This window comes from Ruegeria sp. BC3 (genome assembly GCF_056539265.1).
In genome coordinates, this window is record NZ_JBQFUP010000001.1 from 294,996 (window position 1) to 307,690 (window position 12,695).

At 57.8% G+C, this 12,695-nt stretch carries 14 protein-coding genes; 9 read left to right on the plus strand and 5 right to left on the minus strand.

The features are described from left to right. Positions 1–213: 213 nt before the first annotated feature. Both ACR0MV_RS01395 and ACR0MV_RS01400 read left to right on the plus strand, forming a co-directional pair. Positions 214–1,317, plus strand: coding sequence for a DUF6456 domain-containing protein (locus ACR0MV_RS01395; RefSeq protein WP_480700764.1), 1,104 nt, complete (start codon positions 214–216; stop codon positions 1,315–1,317). A gap of 53 nt (positions 1,318–1,370) precedes the next feature. Further along, a complete protein-coding gene (locus ACR0MV_RS01400) occupies positions 1,371–2,294 on the plus strand; it encodes a hydrogen peroxide-inducible genes activator (RefSeq protein WP_480700765.1) in 924 nt (307 codons plus the stop codon). Positions 2,295–2,342: 48 nt separating this feature from the next. Here ACR0MV_RS01400 and ACR0MV_RS01405 read toward each other — a convergent pair whose 3' ends face one another. Continuing rightward, the gene (locus tag ACR0MV_RS01405; protein ID WP_170425377.1) at positions 2,343–2,891 is read right to left on the minus strand and encodes a peroxiredoxin; all 549 of its coding nucleotides are present in this window, start codon (positions 2,889–2,891) and stop codon (positions 2,343–2,345) included. A 265-nt stretch (positions 2,892–3,156) separates the two neighbouring features. Between ACR0MV_RS01405 and lipA the strand changes: the two genes are divergently transcribed. Both lipA and ACR0MV_RS01415 read left to right on the plus strand, forming a co-directional pair. Next, positions 3,157–4,107 carry a lipoyl synthase gene (gene lipA, locus ACR0MV_RS01410; protein ID WP_170425374.1) on the plus strand — a complete coding sequence of 317 codons (951 nt, stop codon included), beginning with the start codon at positions 3,157–3,159 and terminating at the stop codon, positions 4,105–4,107. Next, positions 4,104–5,246, plus strand: a complete 1,143-nt coding sequence (locus ACR0MV_RS01415; protein ID WP_480700766.1) for an amidohydrolase — start codon at positions 4,104–4,106, stop codon at positions 5,244–5,246. The genes lipA and ACR0MV_RS01415 overlap by 4 nt, the downstream gene beginning before the upstream one ends. 4 nt (positions 5,247–5,250) lie before the next feature. Here the strand turns inward: ACR0MV_RS01415 and ACR0MV_RS01420 are convergent, their stop codons facing one another. Next, on the minus strand, positions 5,251–5,610 hold the full coding sequence (locus ACR0MV_RS01420) for a hypothetical protein (RefSeq protein ID WP_170425368.1): 360 nt from the start codon (positions 5,608–5,610) through the stop codon (positions 5,251–5,253). Between the two features lie 131 nt (positions 5,611–5,741). After that, positions 5,742–6,284, minus strand: coding sequence for a hypoxanthine phosphoribosyltransferase (gene hpt, locus ACR0MV_RS01425; RefSeq protein WP_170425365.1), 543 nt, complete (start codon positions 6,282–6,284; stop codon positions 5,742–5,744). 71 nt (positions 6,285–6,355) lie between these two features. On the opposite strand from hpt, the gene ACR0MV_RS01430 reads away from it, so the two are divergent. Together ACR0MV_RS01430 and ACR0MV_RS01435 are read left to right on the plus strand one after the other, a co-directional pair. Then, positions 6,356–6,802, plus strand: coding sequence for a type II toxin-antitoxin system RatA family toxin (locus tag ACR0MV_RS01430; protein WP_170425355.1), 447 nt, complete (start codon positions 6,356–6,358; stop codon positions 6,800–6,802). 37 nt (positions 6,803–6,839) lie between these two features. Then, positions 6,840–8,135, plus strand: a complete 1,296-nt coding sequence (locus ACR0MV_RS01435) for an MmgE/PrpD family protein (protein ID WP_480700767.1) — start codon at positions 6,840–6,842, stop codon at positions 8,133–8,135. Here the strand turns inward: ACR0MV_RS01435 and pyrC are convergent. Beyond that, on the minus strand, positions 8,132–9,169 hold the full coding sequence (gene pyrC, locus ACR0MV_RS01440; protein ID WP_170425349.1) for a dihydroorotase: 1,038 nt from the start codon (positions 9,167–9,169) through the stop codon (positions 8,132–8,134). The genes ACR0MV_RS01435 and pyrC overlap by 4 nt on opposite strands. 153 nt (positions 9,170–9,322) lie before the next feature. Between pyrC and ACR0MV_RS01445 the strand changes: the two genes are divergently transcribed. The 3 genes from ACR0MV_RS01445 to ACR0MV_RS01455 are packed head-to-tail and all read left to right on the plus strand — an operon-like array spanning position 9,323 to position 12,008. Then, on the plus strand, positions 9,323–10,231 hold the full coding sequence (locus ACR0MV_RS01445; RefSeq protein ID WP_170425346.1) for an AAA family ATPase: 909 nt from the start codon (positions 9,323–9,325) through the stop codon (positions 10,229–10,231). Between the two features lie 44 nt (positions 10,232–10,275). Next, positions 10,276–10,752, plus strand: a complete 477-nt coding sequence (locus tag ACR0MV_RS01450) for a hypothetical protein (RefSeq protein WP_480700768.1) — start codon at positions 10,276–10,278, stop codon at positions 10,750–10,752. Next, entirely contained in the window at positions 10,752–12,008 is a 1,257-nt protein-coding gene (locus ACR0MV_RS01455) for a vWA domain-containing protein (RefSeq protein ID WP_480700769.1), read from the plus strand. The genes ACR0MV_RS01450 and ACR0MV_RS01455 overlap by 1 nt, the downstream gene beginning before the upstream one ends. 3 nt (positions 12,009–12,011) lie before the next feature. Here ACR0MV_RS01455 and ACR0MV_RS01460 read toward each other — a convergent pair whose 3' ends face one another. Beyond that, positions 12,012–12,512: a hypothetical protein gene (locus tag ACR0MV_RS01460; protein WP_480700770.1), complete on the minus strand. Its 501-nt coding sequence runs from the start codon at positions 12,510–12,512 to the stop codon at positions 12,012–12,014. Positions 12,513–12,695 lie beyond the last annotated feature (183 nt).

Here is a 12,695-nt window from a genome sequence, read left to right on the forward strand (position 1 = left end):
ATACGTATTTCTCACACAACCTAAGCGGGTGTTGCCTTGTTTGGGCTCTCTCCGAACTCTGACTTCATGAGTGTTTATGATTTTGAATCAAATCTGGTTCTTGTCTCCTCCGGTTAACGAACGAGTAACGAAAGCAACTCTAGTTAGGATTGGTTAACAAATTCTCCGGGGGCGATTGAGAACAGATTGGATTGTCGACGAGGGCAAGTAACTATGGAAGATAACGTGGCTTTCACCATTCCGGCTTGGGTACCTGAGGGGGCGCAAAGATACCTGGCGCACACCGAAACCGGCCAGTCGATCCGCGACATCGCGCGGTCTGTTGGGTGCCACGCGTCAACCATACTCAGACAAATTCGGCGCATCGAAATGCGTCGCGACGACCCGCTTGTGGATGCCGCGCTGCAATCGCTTGCGGAAACTCATTTCTCGGATCTCGAAGGGCAATCTAGGGCCGCTTCTGAAGCGTTGGGCCTGCAGCCAGAGGACGCAGCGGCCAAGGATGAAGAGTTCAACCGCGAGGCTCTGCGGATCCTGCGCAGATTGTGCGAAACCGGCGCGGTACTGGCGGTAGCGGAAGAGATGGACAAGGCCGTGGTCGTCCGTGACAGCGGTGACAATGCAGCTACCAGAACGGCCGTTGTGGATTGCCGGATCGCGCAGGCGTTGGCGCTAAAGGACTGGATCTCCTGTGGCAATCCCGGACGCATCTCGCGCTATCGTATCTCGTCTTCGGGGCGCACTGCACTGAGCCAACTGATTGCCGAGGCCGAGAACAAGGCGCGTGCGAGAAACGAATTCGGCATGGCCGAAGCGCAAACGCCTTTTCAGGCGCAGGGCAGCAAAACCACGTCCTCACCCCGTGCTCGGCGCATTCGCTACAGCGCAGCCGAAAGCCCTTTGATCGCCCTGGCACGCCGACGGGATCGGGATGGCAAGCCATTCCTGGACGAAACCCTTGTCAGCGCGGGAGAGCGCCTGCGTGAGGATTTTGAGCTGGCGCAGATTGGCCCTCAGGTCACGCAGAACTGGGATCACTTTCTGACCGCTGGGGGGCGTGGCAGTTTTGGTGCCGGAATTCATGCGTGGCAGGGGTCGTCTGATGCGCGGGCACGGGTGGAACGAGCACTGTCTGACCTTGGACCAGGGCTCAGCGATGTGGCGCTGCGCTGCTGCTGTTATCTGGAAGGGTTGGAACTGGCCGAGAAACGCATGGGCTGGTCGGCGCGATCTGGAAAAATCGTTCTGCGCATCGCTCTGCAGCGTCTTAAGCGGCACTATGAAGATCAGGCCGAAAAAACGCGTTTGATCGGGTGAGGTTTGTCATAGTTTCTGGTTGAGCTTTGTGGCGGTGGTGATAGGTAATGCCTATGAACTTCACCCTCAGACAGCTTCAGTATTTCAGCGCGGTCGCTGACCAACGCAATTTTGGCCGGGCCGCGCAGGTGTGCCATGTGTCTCAGCCTGCGCTGTCCGTTCAAATCAAGTCGCTCGAGGAAACTTTGGGTGGGCCGCTGTTCGAACGGCAGGCGCGTGACATTCTGCTAACCCCGTTGGGTCGGGATGTTCTGGACTATGCGCAGCAGGTTCTGGGCGCGGCGGATCGGCTGGATCAATTCGCAAAGGACAGCTCCAGCGGACACCGGTCTTTGTCGATCGGGATCATTCCGACAATTGCCCCTTATCTGCTGTCCGGTGTTTTGGCCGGTTTGCGCACGACTGACGTCTCACTCAGGGTCCAGATCCGCGAGGCCCGGACTGAACGGTTGCTGACCATGCTGCGCGCCGGAGAGATCGATGCCGGCGTCATGGCCCTGCCGTCAGGCGGAAGCGAGATGTTCGAACTGCCGCTCTTTGAAGATCGCTTTTTTCTGGCGGGCAGTGCAGGGCGGCTGCAAACTGTTCCAACCAATCCGGAAGCATTGCGCCCTATTGATCTGCAAAAAGCGCAATTGATGTTGCTGGATGACGGTCACTGCCTGACGGATCAGGCGTTGGAGGTTTGCGGGCAGGACCGCAGCAGCGGGTTGATTAATATGGGCGCATCGTCGTTGGCGACTCTGTCGCGGTTGGTTGCTGACGGGTTCGGCCTGACGCTTATGCCTGAACTTGCCGCGCGGTCAGAAACCGAGGCCGTCCCGGGGCTTAAGCTCATGCGATTTGGTGCGCCGCAACCGGCCCGAACGGTGGGTCTGGTGCGGCGGTTATCGACTGGCAGAGAGGGCTGGTTTGATAGTCTGGCGGAAGTTATCCGACGCGTCGGCGAAGAAATCGTGACCGCGACACGCCAATAAAAAAGGCTCGCCAGTGGCGAGCCTAAACTGTTTTGACAAAGTATGGGCTTAAGCCAGTTCAGGCTGCTTGGCTTCGTCCAGGTGCTTCATCAGTGTTTCTGGCGACGAAACGCCATATGGGTCTTCGGGGCAGTTGTCCATCAGGCCGGGCTCTTCGAACCATGCCTCTACAACGCCGTCGTTTACGATAGCAGCATAGCGCCACGAGCGCATGCCGAAGCCCAGATTGTCCTTGTCCACCAGCATGCCCATCTTGCGAGTGAACTCGCCCGAGCCATCCGGAATGACCTTGACGTTTTTCAGGCCTTGATCCTGTGCCCATTTGTTCATGACAAAGCTGTCGTTCACCGACATGCAGTAGATTTCGTCGATGCCCTTAGCGGTGAAATCGGCATAGCCGTTTTCAAACCCGGGCAGCTGGTAGGTCGAGCATGTGGGCGTGAATGCGCCCGGCAGCGAAAACAGGATGACGCGCTTGCCTGCAAAATAATCCGCAGTGGTTTTGTCTTCCCAGCGGAAAGGATTCGACCCCTCGATAGCTTCATCGCGAACGCGGGTGTGGAAGGTAACAGAGGGCAGTTTTGCGCCGGTTTTCATCTACAGGCTCCTGTGATTCAAATTAGAATTGAGAGGGATCTAAAACAGTTCTAAATGGCCTTCAATGTCAGAAATGCCGCAATTGCAATATGTGGGCAAGTGTTTAACAAAAAGACATTTATCCGGGTGAAATGAGAGATCTTCCGGCCACACTTGCTGCGCGTGCATTGCGGCCATGCATGGCGGGTATGACCGGCTGGCATAGTCGCCGCAGGCGTACTATGTTACAGCAAAGCAAATTGACCCAAAGTCAGGAAAGCCAGCCGTGCGTGATCTGAAGATCCCAGAACAACGTCACCCCGAAAAAGCGCATCGTCCCGATAACGCGCAGCCCAAAAAGCCAAAGTGGATTCGCGTCAAAGCGCCCGGTGGGAAAGGCTATGCCGATACCCACAAGATCATGCGTGAAAACAATCTGGTCACTGTCTGCGAAGAGGCCGGGTGCCCCAACGTGGGCGAATGTTGGAGCCAGGGCCACGCCACCATGATGATCATGGGCGAGATCTGTACCCGCGGCTGCACCTTCTGCAACATCGCCACCGGTCGCCCGGATGAACTGGACGCGTTCGAGCCCGGGCGCGTGGCGCATGCCGTCCAGAAGCTGGGTCTGAACCACGTGGTGATTACCTCGGTGGACCGCGATGACCTCAAGGACGGCGGCGCGGAACATTTCGCGCAGACGATCCGAGCGGTTCGGCACCGGTCGCCGAAGACGACCATCGAAATCCTGACGCCGGACTTCCTGAAATGTGATCCCTCCGTATTGGAGACCGTGGTTGAGGCCAAACCGGACGTGTTCAACCACAATCTTGAGACCGTACCGGGCCTTTACCCTGAGGTTCGTCCAGGCGCGCGCTATTTCCACTCGCTGCGGCTGTTGCAGCGGGTCAAGGAACTCGATCCGTCGATTTTCACGAAATCCGGCATCATGGTCGGGCTGGGTGAGAAAGAACAACAGGTGCGTCAGGTAATGGATGACATGCGCGCTGCCGATATCGATTTTCTCACTATCGGTCAGTACCTGCAGCCCACGCCAAAGCATCACGGCGTCGACCGGTTTGTGACCCCGGAAGAGTTCGCATCGTATGAAAAGGCCGCCTATGGCAAAGGGTTCCTCATGGTGTCAGCGACACCTCTGACCCGTTCATCTTATCACGCGGGGGATGATTTTGCCCGTTTGCGCGACGCGCGCCAGAAAAAGCTGGAGCAGGGGTGACACCTGAAACCTGCGCACAACTGACCCGCCTGCGCCACGAACTGCACGAATACCCCGAAATCTCAGGGCAGGAGCGAGAAACCGCTGCCCGCGTGGCCACGCTGTTGCAAGGGTACGGCGCTGATCTGGTTCTGACCGGTTTAGGCGGGCACGGCGTTGCCGCAGTCTTTGACAGTGGTCACGCAGGGCCAACTGTGGGAATTCGGTGTGAACTGGACGGATTGCCGATCCAGGAGCTCAGTTCGAAGCCCTACGTGTCGAAGGTGCCCGGCAAAGGGCATCTTTGCGGCCACGACGGCCACATGACAATGGTGCTGGGCGTGGCCGAAGAGCTGGCGCGGCAACGGCCCGCAAAGGGTCGGGTCGTTCTGATCTTTCAACCGGCCGAGGAAACCGGGCAGGGCGCGATTGCCTTTCGTGCAGACCCGCAGTTCGATCAGATCGCGCCGGACTACGTGTTTTCGCTTCACAACCTGCCGGGGTTGGACCTTGGTGCGGTTGAGCTGTGCAAGGGGCCAGCCAACTGTGCCTCGCGCGGTATGAAGATAAAGCTAACGGGCAAGACTTCGCATGCAGCGGCACCGCAGGACGGGGTGTCCCCGGCGCGGGCCATCTCACAGCTGATGGTACAGCTGACTGATCTGGGATCAGGCGGAGCGTTGGATGCCGAATTTGCGCTGACCACCGTGACCCATGCCCGTTTGGGCGAGCCTACATTTGGCGTCGCGCCGGGCCAAGCTGAGATTTGGGTAACGCTGAGAACCGTGTCCGATGCGCGGATGGAAAGCCTGATCGCCGAGGCCGAAACGTTGGCAAAACAGGCCGCAGCCATGGATGGCTTGGATATTTCCGTCAGCTATGACGATGTCTTCGAAGCCTGCACGAACGATGAACAGGCCGTCCAAGCCATCGTTACAGCATGCGCTGAACGCGCGGTGCCATGCGAATTGACCGAGGTTCCGCAAAAATTCTCAGAAGACTTTGGTCAGTTCGGCAAGGGTGCAAAAGCGGCTATGTTCTGGCTGGGTTCCGGGCGCGACCATCCGCAACTGCATAACCCCGATTACGATTTCCCGGACGCGTTGATCCCGGTAGGAGTGGATGTCTTTGTTGCCGCAATTCGATCTCTTACTGGCTGAAACTTCAGTTTGCGAGATCGCTTACTATTCCGACGGCATCAATGACTGTCCTAGTGTCATCGGATATCGACAAGATTTCGTCATTCACGCGAATATATCGCTGACCTGCGGGCAGGGGCTTCAATTTCCAGCCATCCAAGTTGTCAATATAGTCGAACGCCAGATCGTTTGGGAGTTTCTGCCCTCGCGTGTAACGCTTTATCTGTCCAGGCGGTACACCAACGCCTTTGTTGGTTTTTATCGACTTTTCGATTTTCGACTTGTCTGGACCTTTACCCTTGCCCTTGTTGTCTTTTGCGTCTGCAAGACCAACCGTTGCGGCGACTGCGCAAGCCGCCAGAAGCCCAATAGACAATACTTTCATTAGTATAGACCTCCCGAGTTAATCGGAGGGTAATCCGGTATTGGGTACATTGTCCAATAATATTCCATTTGGTGAATTCAAAGTCGTGTAGCCACTTTGACCATAGGAATCTGGGATCGTTTTGGATCTGCTCAGCCTTCAACAAAGCGAACCTTGCCGATGAAGGGCAGGTTTCGGTTGCGCTGCGCGTAGTCGATCCCGTAGCCCACGACAAATTCATCCGGAATCTCAAAACCGATCCAGTCCGAGCGGAAGTCAACTTCGCGCCGACTGGGCTTGTCTAGCAAGGCGATTGATTTCAGGCGGCTGGGTTTGCGGCTGCGAAGTAACTTGGTGACGTGATTCAGGGTGTGCCCGGTGTCGACGATATCCTCGACGACCAGAACATCGCGCCCTTCAATAGCGCCACGCAAGTCCTTGAGAATACGCACCTCGCGGCTACTTTCCATCGAATCGCCGTACGAGGACGCCTCAAGGAAATCGACTTCGATCGGCAGGTCCAATTCCCTTACCAAATCAGCGATAAAGACAAAGCTGCCGCGCAATAGGCCTACGACAACCAGCTTGTCCGTATCCCCAAATTCAGCGGTAATTTCCCGGCATAATTCCTCGATCCTTGCAGCGATGGCCTTGGCCGAGATCATCTCATCTATCACATAAGCGCGGTCAGTCATCGCAGCCCCCTTGATCTTTGGCGCGCAACATACGACATGACGCGCCATTGTCACCTGTAAAACCGGACGCCATGCCTACACATTCGGAAACACGTCACCTCCCTTACACTGCCCAGCAGATGTACGAGCTGGTCGCCGATGTGGCCAAGTACCCCGAGTTCCTTCCATGGTGTGCGGCCGCCCGTATTCGGCGGACCTATGCAGCGGGCGAGGCGCAGGTGATGGAGGCCGATCTGGTGATCTCGTTCAAGGTTTTCCGCGAACGGTTCGGCAGCCGGGTGACCTTGTTTGCTGATCAAAAACGCATCGACACCGAATACCTGGACGGCCCCTTCAAATACATGAAGTCCGATTGGCAGTTCGAAGACGCAGACGATGGCGGCTGCAACATCTCATTCCATGTGGATTTCGAGTTTAAGAATGCCATCCTGCAGGGGATTATTGGTGTGGTGTTCAACGAAGCCATGCACCGGATTGTGCAGGCTTTTGAAACCCGTGCAAAGGACTTGTACAGCTAGTCCTTTACCACCCGTCGGTGGTCGCTAGACTGCGGCCATGACAGACTTTACCGCATCTCTGGCAGCCTTTGCGGCGGGCCCCATCACGACGACCTTGCAGACGCGGGTTGTCACATCTCTCTCCGTTTTGGACTGGATCGCCGTCGGGCGCGCGGGTGTGGATGAGCCCGTGTCGCGCGCCGTGCGTGATCTGGTTCTGGGCGAAGGTGGTGCAGAACAGGCGCGGTTGTTCGGCGGAGGCGCTGCGCCACTTCGCGGAGCGGCCTTGGTGAACGGCACGGCCTCACACGCGTTGGACTACGACGACACGCATTTCGCCCATATCGGCCATCCATCGGTTGCCGTGCTGCCTGCTGCATTGGCGGCAAGTGAATGGGATGATCGCATTCTGGTCGATTTCCTTGAGGCGGCTCTGGTCGGGATGGAAACCTCAATCCGCATCGGGCTCTGGCTCGGGCGCGACCACTATCAGGTGGGCTTTCACCAGACTGCGACATCCGGGGCATTTGGTGCAGCTGTGGCTGCAGGGCGCATATTGGGCTTTGATGCGGTGCAGATGCAAAAAGTTCTGGGCCTGACGGCGACTCGCGCCGCCGGTTTGAAATCGCAGTTTGGCACAATGGGCAAACCGTACAACGCTGGTCTCGCGGCCTCTGCAGGGGTCGAGGCTGCGTTGCTTGTGGCGGGAGGATTTGATCCCAATGCAGAGGCACTGGAAGGCGTTTATGGCTTTGGTGCAACCCATAACGGGCAGGCGGATACGGCGACGGCTCTGGATGGTTTAGGAGAGGATTGGCTGTTCGAAAGCGTCAGTCACAAGTTTCATGCCTGTTGTCACGGTCTGCATGCCGCGCTTGAAGCAGCACGGGATCTGGACATTGCCGAGCCTGAAGTGGCTGAGATCAAGGTCAAGACCCACCCGCGCTGGATGAGCGTTTGCAATCAAACCTCGCCGACAACTGGTCTGGGTGCCAAATTCTCATTCCGTACCGTGATCGCGATGCAGGCGCTTGGGTACGATACGGCCTTGCCCGCTAGTTATTCGGAAAAGGTCTGCGCTGATCCGCGGCTGACGTCCTTGCGGGACCGCGTCGCCGTTGAGGCAGACGAAACCCTGTCAGAAACGCAGGCGCATCTGACGCTGCTGCGCCGTGACGGCGCCCGGATGGAGGCCACGCATGATCTGCTGACCCCGATGCCGTTGTCAGATCGAGAGGATCGCGTACGCGGCAAGGCGGCCAAGCTGATCGGGAGTGATGCGGCGGACGCGATCTGGTCGATGCTGCGAACCGGAGGCCGCGCCCGCGATTTGTCAAAGATGCTGGCGGGTTAAACCACGCGCCAGTGAAGCGGGAAGCCCGGATCAAAAACCGTCACCGGGCCATCGCCGGATTCGATCTTGGCGGGATACTCAACCGGTTCGCCCTTTGTCATTGTGATGGTCTCGTCGTTGACCGGCAGGCGATAGAAACCCGGTCCGTTCAGCGACACGAACCCTTCCAGCTTGTCCAATGCGCCTTCGCGGTCGAACATCTCGGCCACCAGTGACATCGTGTTGGTCGCAGTGAAACACCCGGCACAGCCGCAAGCCATTTCCTTGTTGTCATCCGTATGCGGCGCACTGTCGGTGCCCAGGAAGTACCGCGCGTCGCCCGAGGTCGCAGCGGCCAGAAGCGCCAGCCGGTGTTCCTCGCGTTTGGCGACGGGCAGGCAATAGTAATGGGGTTTGATCCCGCCGACCAGAATGTGGTTGCGGTTGATGATCAGGTGATGCGCGGTGATCGTCGCGCCAAGGTCGGCGTCATTGGCTTTGACGTAATCGACGCCGTTCGAGGTGGTGATATGCTCCATCACGACGCGCAGGCCGGGCGTTGCCCTGCGGATCGGATCCAGCACGCGGTCGATGAACACGGCTTCGCGGTCGAAGATGTCGATCTCGGCATCCGTGACCTCACCATGCACGCACATCGGTAAGCCAATCTCGGCCATTTTTTCCAGCACCGGGCGCACCTTGTCGAAATCGCGAACGCCCGAGGCCGAGTTCGTCGTGGCACCCGCCGGGTATAGCTTGACCGCCTTGACAAGACCGCTGGCGTGGGCCGCTGCCATGTCCTCGGGGTCTGTATCCTCGGTCAGGTACAGAGTCATCAGCGGCTCAAACGTCATGCCTTCGGGCAGCGCGGCCAGGATACGGTCGCGATAGGCGGCGGCCTGATCTCCGCGTACAACGGGCGGAACAAGGTTGGGCATGATGATCGCACGTCCAAAATGGCGCGCGGTTTCGGGAAGGACGGCCTGCAGCATAGCGCCATCGCGCAGGTGCAGATGCCAGTCGTCGGGGCGGCGGATCGTGAGGGTATCGGTCATGGCCTTCCGCTAGCACAGCGGACCCGATGGCGAAAGACCCTCAATGGGTCCCAGACATTGTCAACTCATCCGATCGTCGTAAGTCCCGGAAAGGACACGGCCTTGACGCGCGGGCATGGTCGTGACCTGTTGTGCCAAGGGAGAGACCAGAACATGACACAGCCAGAATCCATCGACGCCGTTCAATCCATGCTTGGCGAACAAGGTTATGTCTGTGGGCGGGCGTTGGCGACAGTGGTGTTCCTGTCACTGAAACTGGGCCGACCATTGTTCCTGGAAGGTGAGGCCGGCGTGGGCAAAACCGAGATTGCCAAAGCGCTGGCTGCCGGTCTGAACCGTCGCCTGATCCGGCTGCAGTGCTATGAAGGGTTGGATGCCTCTTCCGCCGTCTATGAATGGAACTTTCCGGCGCAAATGGTTGCAATCCGCACGGCCGAGGCCTCGGGTGGCGCAGATCGCGGCGCGCTGCAGTCCGAGCTGTTTTCGGACGAGTACCTGATCGAACGCCCGCTGCTGCAGGCGATGCGGCCGGACGAAAATGGCGCTCCGGTTCTGTTGATTGACGAACTGGACCGCACGGACGAACCGTTCGAGGCCTTCTTGCTTGAGGCGCTCAGCGATTTTCAGGTGACGATCCCCGAGTTGGGCACCGTGAAGGCCCCGCAACCGCCCATCGTCATCGTCACCTCAAACCGCACGCGCGAGGTGCATGATGCGCTGAAACGGCGCTGCCTCTATCATTGGGTCGACTATCCTGATTTCGACCGTGAGATCGAAATCCTGCACGCTCGAGCCCCGGAAGCCGCCGAGGCGCTTAGCCGCGAGATCGTGGCCTTTGTTCAGCACCTGCGCACCGAGGACCTGTTCAAGAAACCCGGCGTGGCGGAAACCATCGACTGGGCCAAGTGCCTGCTGGCGTTGGACGTCATCAACCTGAGCCCCGAGGTGATCGGGGATACTTTGGGTGCGATCCTGAAGTACCAGGACGACATCCAAAAGCTTCAGGGCTCCGAAGCCAAGCGCATTCTGGATGAGGCTAAAAGCTCTCTGAAGCAAGCATGAGGTTTGGCGGCGTAGAGTTAGTCAGTCGAGCCACTCGAGCTTCGATGAGGGTCGTTGTATCACTCAGCGTGGCTGTTTTGTTAGTTCACTATTGGGAAATTGATGTCTCAGAACTATCGGTCTTGGGTATCCGCCTACGAATTGAAAAAACCCAGGGCGTGATCACTACTGTATTGTTGATCTCACTAGTTTCTCATTTCGTGCAATGGTCGGGAGACTTCCTGAGCCTAAGAAACTGGAACGTAGCGCTAAAGTCCACGGAGGTTCCCATTCTTTTTGGCGGGAAAAGCAAGCTGGTGTCGAAACTGGAACTATATTTAAAGGATATTGAGAAATTTAGAGAAAGTATTGAAGGAACTGAATTTAAGGGGGCTGATGAGCAAATCGCCTCTTTGGCGAACGAGACTAGGCAGTTGAAGCGCTTTGTTTGCGGCGATTCAGCGTTCGCTTGGTTTTATGTTGTCGGTTGGTGTTTGGTTCTTCCGTTGACAATTTGTTTCTGGGCGTGGGCTGTAATTTGATGGCTGAACAATTTGTCTTGGACATCCCCGACAATCCCAAGTTGGCGCAGAACATTACCCATTTCGCGCGTGCCTTGCGTAAGGCCGGGTTGCCCATCGGGACGGGCAGGGTTGTTGACGCCATTCGCGCCGTGCAGGTGGCTGGATTTACCGAGAAACAGGACTTTTATTGGACGCTGCACGCCTGTTTCGTGAACCGACCGGAACATCGAACCGTATTCGCGCAGGTCTTTCGGCTGTATTGGCGCGACCCCCGGTATCTGGAACACATGATGTCCATGATGCTGCCGGCTATTCGCGGCGTTCAGGAAGAACGCAAGGCGGACGCCGCGGAAAAGCGTGCGGCCGAGGCGTTGCTGGACGGTGTCGAACAAGACTTGCCAGATGTCGCAGAGCAAGAAGAAGAGAATGAGCTTGAGATTGACGCCTCGCAGACGGCATCGTCCGAGGAACGTCTGCGGAGCCTCGATTTTGAGCAGATGAGCACGTCCGAAATCGCACAAGCGAAGCGCATGCTGGCGCGGTTGACGCTTCCGGTGAAGCCCATTGAATCTCGGCGCGGCCAGGCAAGCCATTTGGGGCATCGCATCGACCGGGCCAGAACCCTGCGCGCGGCCATGCGCCAGGGCGGAGAGCTGCACGAAATTCTGCGTCAAAAGCCCAAGCCGCGTTGGCCCAATCTGGTCGTTCTTTGCGATATCTCGGGGTCGATGAGCCAATACAGCCGGATCGTTCTGCACTTTTTGCATGCCGTCTCGAACGCCAAGGGGGCAGGCTGGGCCAAGGTGCACGCCTTCACCTTTGGCACGCGCCTTACCAACATCACCCGCCACCTACAGCACCGCGAAGTGGATGCCGCGCTGGCTGCTGCCGGGGCCGAGGCGCAGGATTGGGAAGGCGGCACGCGGATCGGAGAGTGCCTGCATGCCTTCAACCGGGACTGGTCACGGCGCGTCATGGGGCAGGGCGCCGTTGTCCTGCTGATCTCGGACGGGCTGGACCGCGGCGACCCCGAAGCGTTGGGAAAAGAGATGGAACGACTGCACCTGTCTGCACGTCGATTGATCTGGCTGAACCCATTGCTGCGGTGGGATGGGTTCGCACCCAAGGCGCAAGGTGTGGCGGCCATGCTGCCCCATGTGGACAGTTTCAGGGCAGGCCACTCGATTGCGTCGCTCGAAGATCTGGCTGCCGTAATTTCAAAACCCGACGATGTGGGTGAGAAAGCGCGGCTGATGACCGCGCTTTCGACCTGAGGGTCAGCTCAGCTGTTCTTCGTTGCACTTACGCGCCATTTCCATGGCCTTGTAGGTGCCGGTCAAATCAACGGTAAATCCGAAGTCCTTTTCCGGGAAAACGACCATGACCTTTTGTTTGGCAATGTCATCGGCGAACTGCGGATCATCCGACAGAACATACCCGCCCGAGTACCCTTTGGTGATATTGCCGCGCATGCCGGTGGCTTCGCCCACATAAAGATTTTCGCCCAGCAAAATCGCCACGGCTTCTTTCTCACCGCGCTTGATGTCGGTTTCTGCCTTGGTGAACACACCCACGTAGCCGACGCCACGGTCTTCGGTCAGGCCCATCTGGACCACGTTTTCCGAGTCATCAACGGCTTCGATCAGGCAGGATTTCTTGTCCTGGTCGATGAATACTTTCCAGCCCTCAACCTCGCCGTAGCGCAGATATGTGTCCGCAGCTGCGACGGTCGAAGTAAACAGGCCAAGCGCCAGTCCGAGTGTAAGAATTCGTTTCAACTCTCTGTCTCCGTTGTGAAAAATTTATATGCGCATACTGGAATGCAGCAATTGCCCGTGTAGGCTAGAATCTGGGTTCGGCGCAATCAATGATTTGTGGGCGACAGTGGCATCTGGGCTTGTATACGCCGATGCCGGCCCAGGGCTAAGTGACGGCGAAATACAGGATGTTCGCCTTTAGGC